Source organism: Duganella flavida (assembly GCF_009857445.1).
GTDB classification, from domain to species: Bacteria; Pseudomonadota; Gammaproteobacteria; order Burkholderiales; family Burkholderiaceae_D; genus Rugamonas; species Rugamonas flavida.
In genome coordinates this window covers 481,429-502,120 of record NZ_WWCN01000002.1, presented here as the reverse complement: position 1 = coordinate 502,120, position 20,692 = coordinate 481,429, and the positions used below count along the sequence as shown (strand labels likewise).

The window sequence follows — 20,692 nt, the reverse complement described above, 5'->3', positions numbered from 1 at the left end:
GCTTAACTGCTGCCGGGGATAGCGGACAGCAAGGCCCTGGTGTAAGGGTGTTGTGGGTTGCGGTACAACGCGTCCGCGTCGGCCAGCTCGACTACCGCGCCGTGCTGCATCACCATGACTTGATCCGCCAGGTATTTCACCACCGCCAGGTCATGCGATATGAAGATGTATGACAGCCCCAGCTCGTCCTGTAAATCCTGCAAAAGATTGAGCACCTGCGCTTGCACCGACACATCCAGCGCGGAAACCGATTCGTCGCAGACCAGGATTTCCGGCTGCATGGTCAGGCAGCGGGCAATGGCGATGCGCTGCCGCTGGCCACCGGAGAACTCGTGCGGATAGCGTTTGAAGGCGGCAGCTGGCAAGCCGACTTTGTCCAGCAGGCCCAGCGCGATGGCGGTGCGCTCGCGGTCGTCGGCGCCGATGCGGTGGATGCGCATCGGTTCGAGCAGGATGTCACCGACCGTGAAGCGCGGGTTGAGCGAGGCGTAGGGATTCTGGAAGACGATCTGGATGCGGCGTTTGTAGGCCTGGAAGTCGCGCGCGGACATGCTGAGCAGGTCCTCGCCGTCGAACAGCACGCTGCCGCCGCTGGCTTGATGCAGGCGCAGCAATGTCAGGCCGACGGTGGTTTTGCCGGAGCCGGATTCGCCCACCACGCCGAGGGTTTTGCCGCGCGCGAGGGTGAAGGAGACGTCTTTGACAGCGTGGAATTCGCGCTTGCCGAACCAGCCCTGGCGTTGCGTGAAGGTCTTGCTTAAATTGCGCACCTCCAGCAGCGGCCCGCCATCGTGGCGCGAGCGTCGGGGCGGCGTGTCGAGCGTGAGCCGGCAGTCCAGCAGCGCCCGCGTGTAGGCATCGGCCGGCTCGGTCAGCACTTGCTGCGCCGGCCCAGCTTCCCTCACTTCGCCGTTGCGCATCACCACCACCTGATCCGCAATCTCCGCCACCAGACCCAGATCATGCGTAATGAACAGCACCGACATCGCATGCCGCTTTTGCAGTCGCGCGATCAACTCCATGATTTGCTTCTGGATCGTCACATCAAGCGCCGTGGTCGGTTCATCGGCAATCAGCAGTTTGGGCTCGCAGGCGATCGCCATCGCGATCATCACGCGCTGCTGCTGGCCGCCGGATAGCTGGCTCGGATACGCAGCTATCCTGACTTCCGGCTCGGGTATGCCCACCTCTTCCAGCAACTCCAGCGTGCGGCGGCGCGCCTGCGCGCGGCTCATTTTCATGTGCAGCACCAGCACTTCCGCAATCTGCGCGCCGACCGTGAACACCGGATTCAGCGACGACATCGGCTCCTGGAAAATCATCGCAATCTCTTTGCCGCACAGCGCGCGGCGCTGCTTGCCGTCCAGCGCCAGCAAATCGCGGCCGTCAAACTGGATATCGCCTTCGATGATGGCCGAGGCAGGATCCAGCAAACCCATCACCGCCAGCGAGCTGACCGACTTGCCGCTGCCGGACTCGCCCACCAGCGCCACAGTGGTATTGCGCGGCACGCTGAATGAAACGCCCTTCACAGCCTCCACGGTTTGCTTGCGGTCGAGGCGGAAGGCCACACGTAAATTGCGTACATCAAGCAGTGTCATGCTTTCACCTTGGGATCAAGAGCATCGCGCAGGGCGTCGGTGAACAGGGAGAAGGCGGTGACCAGCAGCGCCATCGCAACAGCAGCGGCAGTCAGCTGCCACCAGCGGCCGAGGATGAGTTCGTTCTGCGCCTCGTTCAGCATGCTGCCCCACGAGACCACGCCGACCGGCACGCCAAAGCCGAGGAAGCTCAGGATCACCTCGGCCTTGATGAAGCCGACCCCCAATATCGACATCTGCACCAGCGCCACATGGCTGACATTCGGGAAGATGTGACTGAACATCTTGCGCCAGTGCGAAGCGCCGATAGCGTCGGCAGCCAGCACATATTCACGCGCCTTGTGCTTGATGTACTCGGCGCGAATCAGGCGATAAGGACCGGTCCAGCCGGTCAGGCCGAGAATCAGCACGATGGTCAGCACGCCTTTCTGCTGCAGCACTGCCGCCACCGCGAGGATCATCAGCACGGATGGAATGGCCGTGAAAATGCTGTAGAACCAGTTGAAAAAATCATCCACCACGCCGCCGCAATAGCCGGACAGCGCGCCAAACAAGGTACCAAGGCCGACCGCCAGCAATGCCGCCACCAGCCCGACCACGATCGAAGTCTCGCTGCCCTTGATGGTTTTCTTGATGACGTCATGCCCCCACTTGTCGCCACCAAACGGCAGGCTCGCGCGCCGCGCCATGCCCGCCGCCGCACCGCCCTCGCCCGCTTGCGCCCGCAGCTGCGCAAGATCATCGGCCAAGGGATCAACCACGCCATACATCTCCACGCCGCCACGTAAAGCACGGATGTCATCGGCAATCGGATCGAACGGATTATCCGGCAAGGCTTGCTGCTGCGCGGATGGTGCAACCACTGCAGCTGCACCGCCAACAAACGACGGCGGCGCATAATTCACGCCGACCTCCTCTTCCCAATCGGCGACTATCAAGCCGCTGGCGGACAGCACCACCATCAACAGGAACGCCATCACCACGGCCAGCGCCACCATCGCCACCCGATCCGCGCGCAAGCGCCGCCACGCCAATGCCCACAAGCCCTGCGCCATCATGACAGCTTCACCCGCGGATCCACTGCCTGGTACAGCAAATCCGTCAACAGATTGAACACCATCGTGGCCACCGCCACGTACACCGTAATCGCTTTAATCACCGGAAAATCGCTGCGTTCCACTGCCAGAATCACCTCGCGCCCGATGCCTGGAATGCCGAAGAAGCGCTCCAGCAAAAACGCACCGATCAGCAGTGCTGGCAGGTTCGACATCACATACGTCAGAATCGGAATCGCCGCATTGCGCAGCACATGTACCCACATCACGCGCCGCTCGCTCACACCCTTGGCGCGCGCGGTGCGCACATAATCCTGCCCGACCTCATCCAGCACAAAACTGCGAAACAGCCGCAAGGTCGGTGCAACCGACACCGCCAGTCCTATCAGGATCGGCAACACCGCGTACCGCAGCCCGTCCCAGCCCTGCACCGGGAACAAGCCCAGCTTGTACGCCAATCCATACTGGAACACGATGATGTAGACCAGAATGCTGACCGACATGCCCACCGTGCAGGCAATCATCACCGCGCGATCCGTCAGCGAGCCGCGCACAAACGCAATCGCCAACGCCAGCGCGATGCCGATCAAGGTCTCCAGCACGGTCAACGGCACCAGCACCGTCAGCGACGGTCCCAACCGCGTGGCGATGATGTTGGATACCGGCTCACTGGTCGCCCAGCTCAAGCCAAAATCAAACGTCACAATCTGTTTGATGAAGATCCACAGCTGCACGTAGTAAGGCTGGTCCACGCCCAGCTGGCGGCGGATGTTGGCGATGCTGTCCGCATTCGCCATCTTGCCGGCCAAAACATAGGCAGGATCACCGCCCACCCAGTTGAACAGCACAAACACCAGCACCACCACACCCAGCATGGTCGGCAGCATCTGCCACAGGCGGCGCACTATGTAAGCCAGCATCTCTTAATCCTTGATGTCGATGTACTTCCATTCCTGATGCAGGATGGGATGTTTTTTATACCCCAGCACTTTCGGCTGTGCCAGCATATTGCGGTAGCGCGAGAAGGCCGGCATCACCGCCGCCTGCGCTTCCAGCTGGCGCGCCATCTTGCGGTACAGCGCGTCGCGCTCCGCCCCCGGCGGCATGCTGTGGCTGGCCTCAAACCATGCGTCGAACTGGGCATCCTGGTAGCAGCCGTTGTTGTTCTGGCCGATATTCCCGCCGTAGAACAGCTGCATGAAATTATCGCCATCTGGATAATCGGCCAGCCACTGGTAGGTGCGAGACTGGATTTTGCACAGCGTCTCGGCCTTCTGTATATCGCTGAAAATCATGCGCTGGTTGTTCATGCGGATGCCGAGCCGCTTGTATGTCTTGCGCCACAGCTCGGCCATCAGCACGCCGTTGGCTTCGTTGCGCGAGGTGTAGGTAATGAGCAGCGGCTTGCCGTCCGGCTGGGTGCGCCAGCCGTCGGCGCCTTTCTTGTAGCCGTAGCGGTCCAGCAGCTTGTTGGCGAGCACCGGGTCGTAGCGCAGCAAGGGCTGGTAGTCAGGATCATGGCCGGCCACGCCGGAAGGAATCGGAAAATGCAAACGCTGCGCCTCGCCGTTCAGCACCAGCCGGATTTCCTCATCGACGTCATGCGCCATGGCGATGGCGCGGCGCAGGGCAATCTTCTCCTTGCTGAAACCACCGACCACCGGATCGCGCATATTCCAGTAGTAATAACTGAGCTCAGGATCGACGATGCGCGACAGCTGAATGCCACGCGCCGCCAGCTCCGGCCGCAACTGGCCATCCACCAGCGCTTTTGGCGACAGCGCGCCCTCCAGCCAAAACACGTCCGCGCCGCCGCTGATGAAGGACAGCCAGCGCGACTGGTCTTCCAGCTGCACGCTGATCTCAATGCGGCCGATCTGCGGAATCTTCTTGCCCTGCATCTGCTGCACGATACGCTCATCGCCTGGCGCGCTGGGCGTGAAGTCCCACAGCTCGGGCCGATGGCCGGTATTCTCTTCCAACACGATGCGGCTGCCACGTATCCACTGCCCCAGCTGGTAGACGCCGGTGCCGACCGGATGGCCCGCCACCTCGCCTTTGCTGTCGCCGTACTGTTCCACCACCTCATGGGCTACGGCCGCCAGCGGCGCGTAGGCCAGGATCATGCCGAGGTTGAAATCGGTATGCGTCAGGTGGATACGCAGTGTGTACGGATCGATGATTTCCAGCCCGGCCACCGACGCGCTGTAATCGAAGCGGCCGCTCTTTTGCGCCTGCGCCGCCAGCGCATCCAGGCCCACCACTTTGCCCTCCAGCAGCCAGGCATTGGGCGAGGCCAGGCGCGGATCGAACAGGCGCTTCCATGAATAGACGTAATCAGCCACGGTCAGCTCGCGCGGCTTGCCGCCGAAAGCTGGATCGGGCGTGAAATGGCTGCCTTGTTTCAGGCGGATCAGATAGGTTTTGCCGTCCGCCGACACTTCCGGCAAGGCGGCCGCCGCTTCCGGCGCCAGCTGCACCGGCCGCGCCAGGTAGTCGTAGGTGTACAGGGTTTCGAAGATGGCTTCGGTGATGTGGCCGGTGTAGTAATCGCGCACCAGCGCCGGGTCGAAACTGGCCTCGGCGGCCGGCAAAATATAGCGCAAGGTCTTCACCGGCGCTGCCGCAACCCAGCTCGTCGCGACCATCAGCAAGGTCGCGGCTGCGGCAAATCTCAAGCACTGCATAACCATCCCCACGCCGCAAAAGTGGACTTCACAATACCGCACTTTTTGCTTGGCAGGAATGCCACAAAATGCCCCACTTTGGTGCAGTCAAGCGTATTTTGTGATGCGGCGCAGCATATTTACACGGAAAATCGCAGCACGCCTTGCGTTGCGGCGCACCATGTCTTTACAAAAAGTCGTAACTTTTTTACACAAACCGTTGTTTTTACGCGTCAAAAATCGCAATTTTGTTTGACAAGCAAGTTCCAGCGGTGTTCTGATGCGCCCCTTTCCGAAAGTACTTTATTAGTAGATATTTCGGAAAGATAAGACTTGGCGGCGGTTTTTCCCCATTTCCGGCGCCAGACTGAAGTTATTTTCTTGGAGTTTTTGCAATGATGATGGAAACGGTTTTATCCCGCTCCGTGCGCCTGATGTTCTCGGGCTCCGTAGCAGCAGCACTGGCCATGCCAGCCTTCGCCCAAAACGCCGAGCCTGCGGGCCAGATCCAGCGCGTTGAAATCACGGGTTCGAGCATCAAACGCGCGTCCGCCGAGACCGCCTCGCCGGTGCAAATGATCACCCGCGACGAACTGATGAAGTCCGGCAAAACCACCGTGGCTGAGTTCCTGCAATCGCTGACCGTGGACGGCGCTGGTTCGCTGCCATCCGGTTTCGGCACCGGCTTCGCTGCCGGCTCGACCGCCATCTCGCTGCGCGGCCTGGGCGCGACCTCGACCCTGGTACTGCTGAACGGCCGCCGCATGGCGCCTTTCGCCCGTGCTGACGACGGCCAGAAGAGCTTCACCGACCTGTCGACCATCCCGATGCAACTGGTTGAGCGCATCGAAGTACTGAAAGACGGCGCTTCCTCGACCTACGGCGCCGACGCTATTGCCGGCGTGGTCAACATCATCCTGCGCAAAGACTTTGAAGGCGTGACCATCAAAGCCGACACCGGCGCATCGCGCTACAGCGACAACAAGCAAAACAACATCGCTGTCACCGTCGGCAAGGGTAACCTGGACGACGACAAGTACAACCTGGTGTTCAACGTCGAGTACAAAAAATCCGACGAACTGGCCGCAGCTGACCGCAAAGACCGCGGCTGGATCGGTCACGGCGACATCCGTCCTTGGGGTTACCAGCAAAACACCCAGTACATGGGCGGCTACATCACCCCAGGCGCCTCGTCGGCCACCCCGACCGGCGCACTGCGCGATCCGAAGACCGGCAACTACGTGTCGCTGGGCGGCTGCTCGCAGTTCTCGCAGACCGTCAAGCAAGACCCGGCAGGCGGCTGCCTGTGGTCGCAAGACCAGTTCCGCGACCTGCAACCGAACGTTGAATCGCTGAACCTGTACACCCGCGGCACCCTGCAAGTGAACTCCGACCTGCAGGTGTACACCGAACTGGGCTACGCGACCCGCAACAGCTCGTTCATGCTGGCGCCGGTCTCGGCCACCCCGAACGTGACCTTCCCGGCCACCGCCGCCAACCCGAACGGCATCATCCTGTACAGCAATGACCTGCTGATGGCCGGTTCGCACCCGCAAAACAGTTTCGGCACCGCCACCCGCCTGCGTTACTCGATGTGGGACCTGGGTCCGAGCAACCACATCGCCAACAACGACTTCAGCCGCATCGTGCTGGGCGCCAAGGGCAGCAACTTCGGCTGGGACTGGGATACCGGTTTCACCCACTCGGAATCCAAGCTGTACATCGAGTGGACCAACCAGCTGAACATGAAAGTGCTGAAATCGGCACTGGGCGACCCGACCAGCCAGTACTTCCCGTACTACATCGGCTCGCAAGCCTACAAAAACCCGGCCTCGCTGTACGCCGCGCTGCGCATGAATGCGTCGTCGAACTCGACCACCAAGCTGGACATCGTCGACTTCAAGGCCTCACGTGAACTGTTCGCCCTGCCAGGCGGCAATCTGGGCCTGGCGATCGGCGGCGAACACCGCCACGAACAGCTGGACAACCCATCGCTGACCGGTTCGGAAGACGGCTCGACCAACATCTCCTACGTGGCCGCCAAGGGCGACACCAAGGTCTCGGCCATCTACGCCGAGGTGCTGGCGCCCGTGCTGAAAACCGTGGAACTGAGCGGCGCGCTGCGTTACGACCACTACAGCAACTTCAACTCGACCACCCCGAAACTGGGCGCCAAATGGACCCCGGTGAAGAGCTTCGCATTGCGCGGCACCTACACCGCCGGCTTCCGTGCACCAGGCGTGGCTGAAGCCAATGCCGACAGCCAGTCGACCGGTACCGCGTCGGTCGTCGACCGCGTCCGCTGCCCGGACGGCAAAACCCCGGCCGCAGGCGGCGCCACCACCCTGGATTGCAACATCCAGATCGGCGCGGTGAAAGTGGGCAACCCGAACCTGTCGCCGGAGAAGTCGAAAGGCTACACCCTGGGCCTGGTCTGGGATCCGCTGAACGACACCAACCTGTCGTTGGACGCCTGGAAAATCCGCCGCACCAACGAGATCAACCCGCTGTCGTATGTTGAAGCGGCCGCCCTGCCAACCGCAGTTCGCGCTGACAACAACCTGGTCGTCAATGGCGTGGTGATCCCGAACACCGGCACCCTGCTGATCTCCAAGGCACCGTACCAGAACTCCAGCTACACCGAAGTTAAAGGTATCGACCTGGACGTGAAACAGCGCCTGCGCCTGGGCGAGTACGGCAAAGCCACCATCAACCTGGTGTGGTCGCACACCGCGTCGTGGGTACGTGCTGACAAAGCCCAGGTATTCCAGTTCGCCGGCACCCACGGCAACTGCGATACCTCGGATTGCGCCGGTACGCCGAAAGACAAGATCAACCTGATCACCAGCTGGGACAAAGGCAACTGGAACGTTTCCGGTACCGTCAACTACCGTTCCGACCTGAAGAACATCCGTTACGAAGGCGCGCCTTGCGCGGTGCTGTTCGCCAACGGCCAGCCTTCGCCGAACGGTGCTTGCCGCCTGCCATCGTTCACCACGCTGGACCTGTCGACCCGCTACAACTGGAGCAAATCGCTGCAGCTGTACGCCTCGATGAACAACGTGCTGGACCGCATCGCCCCGCTGGACGCGCTGACCTACGGCGGCATGAGCTTCAACCCGATGGACGCTTCCGGCGCCACCGGCCGCTACGTCAAAATTGGCCTGCAGTACAAGTTTGACTAAATATAATTAGTCGGCCAATAAGAAAAGCAGCGGGCAACCGCTGCTTTTTTTTCGCCCTTAGCACAAACGTGATAATTATTTACATAAAACCGCATAAAATTTGACAAGAGTGGTCTCCAAGTGGTTTCATATCGGCCCTCGTGAGAATTGGTGAGATTCCGTCCTCATGAGTTTGAACCACTTGAGAGAGCACATTGCAACATGATTAAAGAAACAATCCTGTCCCGTTCGCTGCGCGTGATGTTTGCCGGCGGACTGGCCATGACCCTGGGCCATGCCTTCGCCCAGGACGCCACTGAACAACCGATGCAGCGCGTGGAAATCACCGGCTCCAGCATCAAACGTATCGCCGCCGAATCCTCGCTGCCGGTGCAATCGTTCAGCCAGAAAGACATTAAAAAGTCGGGCGTCACCACCGTGACCGACTTCATCCAGCAAATCCCGGCCATGCAGGGCTTCTCGGTGGCGGCCGACTCGGTCGGCGGCGGCGGCGGCGGTGTCACCACCGCCTCGATCCACGATATCGGCGCCTCCTACACCCTGGTCCTGCTGAACGGCCGCCGCATTGCGCCGTCCAACTCGGGCACCACCATCGACCTGAACTCGATCCCGCTGTCGGCCATCGAGCGCGTGGAAGTGCTGACCGACGGCGCCTCGGCCCTGTACGGCTCCGATGCGATTGCCGGCGTGGTCAACTTCATCTTGAAAAAAGGTGCGGCCCCGTGGGAGATCAACGCCAAGTACGGTTCGCCGCAAAAAGCTGGCGGCAAGAGCAACTCGATGAGCCTGAGCAAGGGCTTCGGCGACGTCGATGAAGACGGCTACAGCGTATTCGTCTCGCTCAGCCACGACGAGCAAAAGCAGCTGAAAGCCTCACAGCGCGACTTCGCCAAGACCGGCATGATTAACTTCACCGATCCAAAAACCGGCAAGGCGCTGCAATTCCTGAACGGCTCCTCGCGCGCGATCCCGGCCAACGCCGCGATCAAGTACAACGGCGCCGACGGCGCTGCGCACACCGTCAACCTCAACCCGTACGCCCTGATCAACGGCAAGTGCGCGACCGCCAACGTCGACGCCTTTGGCGATGGCCAGTGCTACTACGATTACACCTCGACCATCGAGATCAATCCGGAATCGAGCCGCGACTCGCTGTTCAGCTCGGGCAGCCTGAAACTGGGCAACAGCGGCTTCAAAGCCTTCTTTGACGCTGCCTACACCGAAGCCAAGATCACCGCCCGCATCGCACCGTATCCAGCCGACTTCTCGCTGTCGACCAGCTCGCCGCTGTTCGGCAAATACCTGCAACCGTACCTGACGCCTGAACAGCTGAACGGCGTCACCTCGGTGGCGGTCAAATACCGCCTGTACGAAATGGGCGACCGCGGCTACGAGTACGGCACCAAGGCCACCCACCTGGTGGCCGGCCTGGACGGCTCGGCCTTTGGCTGGGACATCAACGGCGCACTGACCTGGTCGCGCAACAAGCAGGAACAGAAATACCTGTCCGGCTTCCCGCTGGCGGACAAGTTCCAGGCCCTGCTCGACAGCGGCAACTTCGACCCGTTCGGCTACGCCCAGGGCGCCATGCCGCAAGCCATGCGCGAGCAGCTGAACAGCACCGGCTTCACCGGCCTGTACAACACCCAGACCGTGACCATGAAGGGCGCCGATGCCCACGCCTCGCGTCCAGTGTTTGAACTGCCAGGCGGCACCGCCATGATCAGCGTGGGCGCGGACTACCGCGTCACCAGCTTCCGCACCGACCAGCAAGACGTGGCGGAAAAAGCCCTGATCCTGTTCGACAGCCCGGTCTACGACAACCACTATGAGCGCGCCAACGCCGGCGCCTTCAGCGAGCTGCTGCTGCCGATCAACAAGAAGTGGGAAGCTACCCTGTCGGGCCGCTTCGACAACGTCGGCGCCGTCAAGGACAAGCTGCTGGGCCAGGAAGTGGGCCAGTCGGCCAGCGCCGGCACCTATAAAGTGGCGACCAAGTACTCGGCTGCCAAGAACCTGATGCTGCGCGCTGCCACCGGCACCGGCTTCCGCGCCGCCAGCATGCAGGAAATCGCCGGCCCGCTGGAAGAGTTCGGCGTCACCGGCGGCACCTACAACTGCCCGCTGACCGCCGCCAATGGCCTCGGCAACCACCCGCTGGCCAAGTACTGCGAATCGGGCCGCGGCCAGTTCGAAGTGTTCCAGGGCGGTAACCCGGACCTGAAGCCGGAGAAATCCAAGCAGTGGTCGATCGGCGCCGTGTGGGAACCGACCAACACCACCAGCGTGGCCATCGACTTGTGGAACGTCCAGATCCGCGACCAGGTGAGCTCGGTATCGGAAGGCCTGATCTTCCAGAACCCGGCCAAGTACGCCAATCTGTTCACCACCAAGCACATCGCTTCGACCGGCCTGGACGTGCTGGCCATCAAACTGCTGCCGATTAACATCGGTAAAGTGGAAAACCGCGGCATCGACTACGACTTCACCCAGAAGACCAAGCTGTTCGACGGCCGCCTGACCAACCGCCTGGCCGGTACCTACCTGCTGCGCTCGCGCTACACCACCCCGGGCACGGACGACCAGTGGGAAACCAGCCTGAACCGCTACGGTTCGAACGACAAGGTCAGCTTCCGCAACGTGATCAAGGCCAGCAGCTCGTGGGAAAACGCCCAGTGGACCCACACCCTGAGCGCCAACTACCGCAACGGTTACACCGACAAGCACCAGAACGCGGATGACTGCGCGGTGACCACGGCTGACGCGGCGCAGGCATGCTACGACATCACGCTGGACGTGCCGAGCTACACCACCTTCGACCTGCAGTCGGCGTTCCGCCCGCTGAAGAGCGTGGAACTGACCGCCGGCATCACCAACCTGTTCGACCGCAATCCGCCGTTCACACTGCGTAACACCGGTTCGCACCAAGTCGGTTACAACCCGTCGTACTCGAGCGCCCTCGGCCGCACCTTCTATATAAGCGGTTCGTATAAGTTTTAACGCTTATTAAATAAGGACTTAGCCCGAATTTGCCACCCGGCAATTCGGGCTTTTTTTTTGTCGCACAAATGTAACACTCTGTAAGTCCATGAACGCAGATTTACAAAAATTGCCAAACACCAAATTGGTGCAGCACATCCGTACTTTTCCTTGTTTTTTGACATCAAAACAATTTTTTCATCACTTTCAAACCGGTATGCACAAAATTAGAGCGTTTTTGGCCCATTTTTTGTGCTGAAGAAATGATGTTTTTTAGATACTTTTGCTGCCGCAGCCACATTGACGGCAAATCAGCCCAAATGCTTTGATGAACGCAGGCGAAATAATCGCCGCTAAAAACAAATCAAACACACCCGTTGTTCATCGTTTTATTTTGGGAGCTAAATAATGATGGTTGAAACCGTATTGTCGCGATCGGTACGCCTGATCTGCGCCAGTGGCCTGGCGCTGGGCATGCAAGCCGCCGTGGCACAAACTGCGGACGCGCCTATCCAGCGCGTAGAAATTACCGGTTCGAGCATTAAGCGTATTACCGCTGAAGGCGCGTTGCCAGTGCAAACCCTGTCCAAGCTGCAGATCGAGCAATCGGGCGCGACCAACGTCGCCGACCTGATCGCCACCCTGCCATCGATGCAAGGCTTCACCACCTCGTCGATGTCGGTCAACGGCGGCGGCGGTGGTCTGCAAACCGCATCGATCCACTCGATCGGCGAAGGCTACACTCTGGTGCTGCTGAACGGCCGCCGTCTGGCACCTGCCACCTCCGGTTCTACCGTCAACCTGGCCAGCATCCCACTGGCAGCCGTTGAGCGCGTCGAGATCCTGACCGACGGCGCCAACACCCTGTACGGCTCGGACGCGATTGCCGGCGTGGTCAACTTCATCCTGAAGAAAAACCAGACCGACGCCATCGTCGACGTCTCCTACAGCCAGCCACGCAGCAGCGGCGGCACCACCTCGACCGCCTCGATTTCCAAAGGCTGGGGCGATCTGGACAAGGATGGCTTCAACATCCTGCTGTCGGCTTCGCACGACGAAACCAAAGCATCGTGGGCACGTGACAGCGACTTCTCGCAATCGGGCGTGATTCCGTTCTACGCCAATGGCAAGGCTTACAGCCTGTACCAGCTGAGCTCGAACTCGATTCCTGGTAACGCCACCGTCAAGTACACCAAAGCCGACGGCAGCACCAGCAGCGCCGCTTTCGCGCCTAACCTGTTCGCCACCGGCACTTGCAACGGCGCCAACCTGTTCAAGGTCGGCAACCGCTGCCTGTACGATTACGCTGCCACCGTACAAAACACGCCAGGCCTGAAACGCGACAGCGGCTTCGGCTCGTTCAACTTCAAGATCAACGAAAACACCAGCTTCTTTGCTGAAGGCCTGATCTCGTCGTTCTCCAACACCGCCCAGTACGCGGCACCAGCACAGCCGCTGGGCATTCCGCTGAGCAGCGCGCTGTACGCCAAGTCGATCGCCCCTTACCTGACCCGCCTGGGCGTGCCTGCCACCGCCACCGTCAACAGCGTGACCATGAACCTGCGTCTGGTTGATGCTGGCGGCCGTGCCGACCAATACAAAACCATCGCCAAACACGCCGCTTTCGGCTTTGACGGCACCTGGAAAAACATCGACTGGCGCGCAGCTTACACCCACTCGGAAAACAAACAGACCGACACCGCCGCTGGCGGCTACATGAGCCTGAACGCGTTTGACGCCCTGGTTTCGTCGGGCAAGTTCGATCCGTTCGCACCGTCCGGCACCTCGCAAGCCGTGTTGGCACCAGCCGTGCTGCACAACCAGTTCAGCGAAACCAAATCGAAGATCGACATGCTGCAAGTGAGCGGTTCGTCGGAAGTGTTCAAGCTGCCAGCCGGTACGGCCCAGCTGGCCCTCGGCGCCGACTTCACCAAGCAAGCCTACTCGGAAGCGCCAGACGCTTACTCGCAAGGCCAGAACAAGCAACAGCCTACCTTCACCGACGCGATTGTTGGTGGCGGCGCTGGTGCCCTGCCGATCGACGCTTCCCGCAAAAACTGGGGTACCTACGGCGAGCTGTTGCTGCCAGTGCTGAAAAACATGGACCTGACCGTGTCCGGCCGTTATGACGATTTCAGCGCCGTCAACAACGACAAGAACTTTGACCCGGACGGCAACCAGATCGCCTCCGGCAAACAGGGCGAATCGGCCAGCAAAGCCACCTACAAACTGGCGCTGCGCTGGAATCCAGTGGATGCCGTGTTGATCCGTGGTTCCTACGGTACCGGCTTCAAGGCCCCGACCATGTCGAACATCGTCAAGCCACTGGTCAACGGCGGCTCGTCGCAGTTCCACGCTTGCCCGATCACCAATGCCAGCGATCCACGCTTCAAGCTGTGCAACCCTGGCTCGTCGGAATACGGCCTGCTGACCGGCGGTAACGCCGCCATCGGCGCCGGCGCCCTGAAGCCTGAAGAATCGAAACAGGCTACCCTGGGTATCCGTGTTGAGCCTATCAGCAGCCTGTCGATCGGTTTCGACTTCTGGGACGTGAAACTGCGTAACCAGATCCAGACCCTGTCGGAAGACCTGGTATTCAACAACCCAGCCGTGTACGACAGCCTGCTGCGTACCTACTACGATCCGATCCAGAAACAGAATGTGCTGGTTGCCGCGCTGACCCCGTTCAACCTGGCCAGCTCGCACTACCAGGGTATCGACTGGGATCACACCTACAAGACCAACACCTCGCTGGGCAAGGTCGCGGTACAGTGGACCGGTACCTTCATGACCAAAGCTGAACAGGAAACCCCTGCCAGCGGCGTTGAGAAGAACATCGGCCGTTTCAACTCCTACGCGAACGTGACCTTCCGCTGGATCTCGAAGCTGACCGCCTCGCTCAACACCGGCCGCTTCACCCACGCGCTGACCGCCAACTACCACTCGGGCTACACCGACCAGGTGTACACCGACGACGACTCGGTGGTGCGTGAAGTGCTGGCCGACGGCACCCTGGGCGGCTACGTGCCGATCAAGCGTCAAGTCAGCTCGTACACCACCTTCGACTGGCAGACCAAGGCTCAGCTGAGCAAGCAGTTCATCCTGACCGCCGGTATCAAGAACCTGGCCGACATCGCTCCGCCATTCACCATCCGCAACGCTGGTGGTGGTAACCAGTCGGGCTACGATGGCCGCTACACCGATCCACTGGGCCGTACGTTCTACCTGAACGCTTCGTACAAGTTCTGATCGCTTTTAGCAGTTAGTAATCCGTAGTAATCATTGCAAAAACTCTTTTAAGGGCTCCTTCGGGAGCCCTTTTTTTATCTCTGCCTATCTATCTGTAACACCTTGTAACCAACTGTTGTTTTATATAAACAGATAACATTTACATTATTGACACTCCATCGCTTGATAGTCAAAGATCAACTCCCTGCCAGCTTTTACCAAAAGCCGGTCCATAAAAATAGTGATGTTTGTTTTGGGAGTTGAGAGTAATGATGAAAGAAAAGATTCTGTCTTGTTCCCTGCGCCGCATTTATGCTGGCGGCTTGCTGGGCCTGGGATTGATTGCGCCGCTGGCGCAAGCGCAATCCGAGCAGCCGATGCAGCGTGTCGAAGTGACCGGCTCCTCGATCAAACGCCTGGTGTCGGAAACCGCCAATCCACTAACCGTGATCAAGGCTGACGACTTCGTCAAGCAAGGCCTGACCACCGCGCAGGAAGTGCTGGACCGCATTCCCTCCAACAGCTCCAGCTTCAGCTCCGGCAACGTGGTTGGTGGTAACAGCTCCGGCCTGCCGACCGGCGGCCAGGCCAGCGCCGACTTGCGCGGTCTGGGCGGCGACAAAACGCTGGTGCTGCTGAACGGCCGCCGCATCGCCAACCACCCGTACGACGGCGCCAGCGTCGACCTCAACATCATCCCGGTCTCGGCCCTGGAACGGGTGGAAGTACTGCGCGACGGCGCCTCGGCCATCTACGGTACGGACGCCATCGGCGGCGTGATCAACTTCATTACCAAACGCTCGGTGCAAACCACCACCATCACCGCTGAAGCCATCCTGCCGCGCAAAGTCGGCGCCGATGAAAAACGCATCAACATCTCTAGCGGCTTCGGCAACCTGGACGACGACGGCTACAATGTGTTCGGCGTGTTCGACCACCACAAGCTGGACATCCTGACCTCGCAACAGCGCGAGTTCTCCAAGACCGGCATCATCCCTAACCGCGGCCTGAACCTGACCTCGGGCACCACCTTCCCGGGTAACTATTTCGATCCGACCTCGGGCGCCACCGGCAACCCGGGCTTTGCCACCGGCTGCGACGCGCCAAACTCGGTACCGCGCGCCAGCAACGGCACTTGCCGCCAGGATTACACCCGCATGATCGACGATCTGCCGGAGCAAAAGCAGACCTCGTTCTTCGGCAAAGCCACCTTCAAGATCAATGGCGACCACCTGGCCTCGATTGAATACCTGCACTCGGAAAACGACGTGGTATCGCACACCGCGCCGCCGCCGCAAACCGGCCTGATCCTGCCGAAGACCAGCAAATACTACCCAGGCAATTCGGGCGGCGTACCAGCCATGCCGGGCCTGTCGGGCGACCCGCTGTCGGTCAACTGGCGTCCAACCGAAGCCGGCCAGCGCGAGATCAATTCCAAAGGCGCAGCTGACCGCCTGAGCATCGCTGCCGAAGGCTTGTTCAAGGGCTGGGACTACAAGACCGGCTTCACCCTGTCGGAAAGCCGCTCGGCTGAATACTTCACCGGCGGCTACGTCAACGACGCCAAATTCGCCGCTGGTGTCGCCAACGGCATCCTCAATCCATTTGGCAAGCAGGACGCTGCCGGCGCCGCCTACCTGGCCACCACCGCCCTGCGCGGCCAGGTGCAAAAAGGCGTGACCCGCAACACCGGCATCGACGCCAAAGCCAGCCGCGAGCTGATGGAACTGGCCGGCGGCCAACTGGCGGTGGCAGTCGGTGGCGAATTGCGCCGTGAAGAAGCCGACTTCATCGTCAACCGCGACATCGCCAGCCAGGCGTCGTCGTCCGGCCTGTCGGGTTCGCAATCGACCAACGGCGCGCGCACCATCAAGGCCGTGTTCGGTGAAGTCAACCTGCCGCTGATCAAGGACCTGGAAGTCAACGCCGCCGTGCGTTACGACGACTACAGCGATGCCGGCACCACCACCAACCCGAAACTGAGCCTGCGCTACCAGCCAACCAAGCAAGTGCTGCTGCGTGGTTCAGCCTCGACCGGCTTCCGCGCGCCGACCCTGTTTGAGAAAAACGCGCCGCTGTCGAAGAACGATACCAACAACTCGTACAACGACCCGATCCTGTGCCCGGGCGGCGTGCTGTCGTCGAACCCGATCGCCAACCCGCTGCGCGACTGCGACCTGCAACAGTTCAAACTGCAAGGTGGTAACGCCAACCTGAAGCCGGAGAAGTCCAAGACCTTCTCGTTCGGCACGGTGCTGGAGCCGATCCCGCAAGCCACGCTGGCCATCGACTACTGGAACATCAAGCTGAAGGACAAGATCAACGCGCTGCCGGAAGAAGCCATCTACGGTGACTACGCCAAATACGCCGCGCGCTTCCTGCGCAATGCCGACGGCTCGCCATACGCCATCCTCGACCTGAAAGAAAACCTCGGCAAGGTCAACACCGACGGCGTCGACCTCAGCCTGACGCTGCGTTCGGGCGCTACCCAAGCCGGCAACTTCACGCTGACTCTGGATGGCACCTACGTTCACAAATATGAGTACCAGGACGAACGCGATGGTCCGTTCATCCAGAACGTCGGCCGCTACGCCGCCAACAATCCAGTGTTCCGCTGGAAGCACAACCTGGCGCTGAACTGGCGTCTGGCTGACTGGAACGCGACGCTGGCGCAGTCGTTCAAATCGGGCTACACCGACCAGAACCTGGACATCGCCGACCAGTACAAGAACCAAGTGCCGTCGTACGCACTGTGGAACCTGTCGGGCAGCTACACCGGCTTCAAGGGCGTGACCCTGACCGCTGGCGTGAAGAACCTGCTGGACAAAGATCCACCGTTCTCGAACCAGGGCACGCTGTTCCAGAAAGGCTACGATCCACGCTACACGGATCCAGTCGGCCGCTCGCTGTACCTGCGCGGCAGCTACAGCTTCTAAGCTGCAGCAAAAAAAATCCCGGCGCTGCCGGGATTTTTTTATCAGAACTTGTAATTGCCAGTAATGTAGAACGACCGCCCGGCCGGATCGGCATAACGCCCGTCGTAACCGATCTGGTTACCGCCACCAGCATTCTGCAAAGTGAACGGCGGATCGCGGTCCAGCAGGTTCTTGATACCAGCCGTCAGCGTGAACTTGCCGAAGTCATACTTGCCCTGCCAATCGACCGTGGTGTACGACGGCGTCCACAATCCACCAAACGCCACCGAGTCGCCCACGCTGCCGTCCGGATTCACTGCGAACACCGCCGTATCAACCGGATACGCCTGATCGTGGTAACCCGATTTGTAGTGCGCAGTCAGGGTGTTGGTCAGCTTGCCGTTGGTCAGGCTCAGGCTGACATTGCTTTGCACGCGGAACACCACGCCATTATCCGGACCGAACACACCCAGGTTGGACTGCACCACCCCGCCTGCGCTGGTGGTGTAGTTTTGCTTGAGCATATAAGTGCCATTCCACGTCGCGCGCAGATCGCCGATGGCGCTACGGTTGCGGTAGCTGAAGTCCCAATCGATGCCGCGGTAATTCGCCACCCCGCCGTTGATCGGCGCCAGCAGGTAGGCGATGGTGGTGTAGCCGGCCGGATCGGGATACGGATTGACGAACAGATTTTTATACTGCTGCGGATTGGCAAAGCCCACCTGCTCCGGCACACCGGCCGACAGCACCTGGTTGCGGATCTGCACATTCCACAAATCCAATCCCAGCGACAGGCCGCGCAGCGGCTCGACCCGTCCGCCGAAGGTCCATTGCTTGGATTTCTCCGGCTGCAGGCCGGCCGCACCGCTCTGACCGTTCGGACCGGTCAGCAAATCATACTGCGCCTGGCCAACCTGGCAACCGGGCGAACCGGGGAATGGACAGGCATAGCTGCCGGCGGTACTGCCGTTAAAGGTGTTGGCGCCGGCGATGTCGCTCAGGTTAGGCGCCTTGAAGCCGGTGCCGTACGCGGCGCGCAACAGCAAGCTGTCGAGCGGCGTCCACTTCAGGCTCAGCTTGTAGGTGCCGGCACTGGACGTGTTGCCAAGCTCGCCGCCAGCCAAGCGTGGAATCAGGCCGGTGGCGTCCGGTACGGTGCCGAACACGTAGTCGCTGTGCACCTTGTCGTAGCTGTCGTAGCGGCCGGACACGGTGGCTTCCAGCGTTTTACTCACTGGCAGCAGCACCTCGCTGAAAATACCCCAGTTGTCACGCCGGGCGCTGAACGGTACCTGGCCGTAATTGCCGCCCACCGGATAGTTGGCCGATGCCGGCTGGGTCGAGAAGCCGGAATTGGACAGGATCAGCGAGCTATAGTCGATCTCGTACTTGGTCTTCGAATAATCGCCGCCGACCGAGATAATCGAGGTGCCTCCCGGCAGCGCGAACAGGTCGTGCTGAGCGCCGGCGTGCACGGTGTTCAGGGTCGACGTGGTACGCGAGAAGACGGTGCCGTTCAGCAGCGCGCCTTTCAGCTGGTCCGCGCCCTGCCCGGTCACCGGATCGTATTTGCCGGCCGCGACCAGATCGTTCAGCATGTTGAAGTCGGAATAGCCGCCGGCGGCCGTATCCTTGAGCTTGGCCTGCGACAGGATCAGCGACGCGTTGTAGGTCCAGCCCATGGCCGAGCCGTCGATGCCGGCGGCGAAGTGGCGCGCGGTGGTCTCGTACTCGTCGGCGCGGCCGCCGATCAGCACCGAGCGGTAACCGAGGGTGCCATCGCCGGTGGGATTTTCCAGGTTATTGGCATCCAAGTAGGGCTGCACGTATTTCGCATACAGCGCCGGGAAGCGCGTGGTGGAATTGACGCCCATCGGCTGCGCCGATGGCGCGTATTGCGCCGTCATCGCATATTGCGACATCACCAGTTCAGCCCAGGCCGTGGTGTCTTCATTGATCTTGAAGGTGCCCTTCAACAGGCCGCTGTCGCGACGGCTGCCCGGCACGTCTTCCACCGTGGCCGCGTAGTTGAAGCGGCACTGCGCGCCCAGCGGGCCGGCCAGCGCGCTACCGCAATTACCGTTGGCGGCAAAATAGGGATTGATGGCATAACCGGTGGTGTCCGCATCCGCCGCCGAGCCTTTGGGGCGGGCGTTAAAGGTGATATTGGCCGGTTCGGTGTTGCCGGTGCGCTGGTCGAAATAGTACTGCTTGCCGTTGGCGCCGAATTTGAAGAAGGCGCCCTTGGCCGAGAAGTCGCGCTGCAGCGCGGTGATGTGTTCTTGCTCCTCATGGCTGTACGAGGCCAGCACGTTCCAGCCATTGTTATCCAGGTCGCCCCAGCCTTTGGTGATGCCGGCGCTGCTCCACGAACCGCCGTTTTTCTTCGGCTGGCCGTAGGTGGCGTACACCTCGCCCTTAGTCATGTTTTTCTTCAGGATGAAGTTGACCACGCCGGCAATCGCATCCGATCCGTACAGGGCCGAGGCGCCGTCAGTCAGGATCTCGACCCGCTCCACCGCTTCCAGCGGAATGCTGGACAGGTTGACCGCGTAGCCGCCGCCCTGGCCGCTGCCGATGGCGCTCGGCGCCACGCGCTGGCCGTCGAGCAGCACCAGCGTGTACTTGGATGGCAGCGAGTGCAGCGAGGCCGTGGTGACGCCGGCGCCGCCGCCGTTCACGGAACTCGACGATGGCACAAAGCCCTGCATCGACGGCAGCATCTGGATCAGGTCGGTCGCAGAGGTGGCCCCGGTCTGCTTAATCTCGGCCGCAGTCAGCACCTGCACCGGCAGCGAACCCTCTTTCTGGATACGCTTGATCGAGGAACCGGTAATTTCGACCCGCTGTATCGGCTGGTCGGTGGCAGCATCTTGGGCAAAGGCGGGCAGCGCCAGCAAGACGCTGCCGGAAAACATCAGGCGCAAAGAACGGGACAGCACTCTTTCTTGAATCATGACTAACCTCCGATAATTTTTTGGATGCGACGATCCAACGCCTGGAGTCGGGTCGACCGCAGGCGGCGTATGGATTGCCGCTTGTTGGAATTACGCTAGGAAGGTG

Annotated in this window: 9 protein-coding genes; 4 read left to right on the top strand and 5 right to left on the bottom strand. The window is 60.8% G+C overall.

Features of this window, described 5'->3' with window-relative positions:
- Window positions 1–2: 2 nt before the first annotated feature.
- The 4 genes from GTP46_RS04490 to GTP46_RS04475 are packed head-to-tail and all read right to left on the bottom strand — an operon-like array spanning window position 3 to window position 5,343.
- Window positions 3–1,601 (bottom strand): ABC transporter ATP-binding protein, encoded by a 1,599-nt coding sequence (locus tag GTP46_RS04490; RefSeq protein ID WP_161005410.1) that lies wholly within the window; start codon window positions 1,599–1,601, stop codon window positions 3–5.
- A complete protein-coding gene (locus GTP46_RS04485) occupies window positions 1,598–2,659 on the bottom strand; it encodes an ABC transporter permease (RefSeq protein ID WP_161005409.1) in 1,062 nt (353 codons plus the stop codon). The genes GTP46_RS04490 and GTP46_RS04485 overlap by 4 nt, the downstream gene beginning before the upstream one ends.
- Window positions 2,656–3,576 (bottom strand): ABC transporter permease, encoded by a 921-nt coding sequence (locus GTP46_RS04480; protein WP_161005408.1) that lies wholly within the window; start codon window positions 3,574–3,576, stop codon window positions 2,656–2,658. The genes GTP46_RS04485 and GTP46_RS04480 overlap by 4 nt, the downstream gene beginning before the upstream one ends.
- A 3-nt stretch (window positions 3,577–3,579) precedes the next feature.
- Entirely contained in the window at window positions 3,580–5,343 is a 1,764-nt protein-coding gene (locus GTP46_RS04475) for an ABC transporter substrate-binding protein (protein WP_161005407.1), read from the bottom strand.
- A 374-nt stretch (window positions 5,344–5,717) separates the two neighbouring features.
- On the opposite strand from GTP46_RS04475, the gene GTP46_RS04470 reads away from it, so the two are divergent.
- The 4 genes from GTP46_RS04470 to GTP46_RS04455 all read left to right on the top strand — a co-directional run bounded on the left by GTP46_RS04470 (window position 5,718) and on the right by GTP46_RS04455 (window position 17,650).
- Entirely contained in the window at window positions 5,718–8,507 is a 2,790-nt protein-coding gene (locus GTP46_RS04470; protein ID WP_229258793.1) for a TonB-dependent receptor, read from the top strand.
- Between the two features lie 201 nt (window positions 8,508–8,708).
- Entirely contained in the window at window positions 8,709–11,507 is a 2,799-nt protein-coding gene (locus GTP46_RS04465; protein WP_161005406.1) for a TonB-dependent receptor, read from the top strand.
- 387 nt (window positions 11,508–11,894) lie between these two features.
- Window positions 11,895–14,735 (top strand): TonB-dependent receptor domain-containing protein, encoded by a 2,841-nt coding sequence (locus GTP46_RS04460; protein WP_161005405.1) that lies wholly within the window; start codon window positions 11,895–11,897, stop codon window positions 14,733–14,735.
- Between the two features lie 248 nt (window positions 14,736–14,983).
- The gene (locus tag GTP46_RS04455; protein WP_308495413.1) at window positions 14,984–17,650 is read left to right on the top strand and encodes a TonB-dependent receptor; all 2,667 of its coding nucleotides are present in this window, start codon (window positions 14,984–14,986) and stop codon (window positions 17,648–17,650) included.
- Window positions 17,651–17,691: 41 nt separating this feature from the next.
- Here the strand turns inward: GTP46_RS04455 and GTP46_RS04450 are convergent, their stop codons facing one another.
- Window positions 17,692–20,586 (bottom strand): TonB-dependent receptor domain-containing protein, encoded by a 2,895-nt coding sequence (locus GTP46_RS04450; RefSeq protein ID WP_161005404.1) that lies wholly within the window; start codon window positions 20,584–20,586, stop codon window positions 17,692–17,694.
- Between the last annotated feature and the right edge of the window lie 106 nt (window positions 20,587–20,692).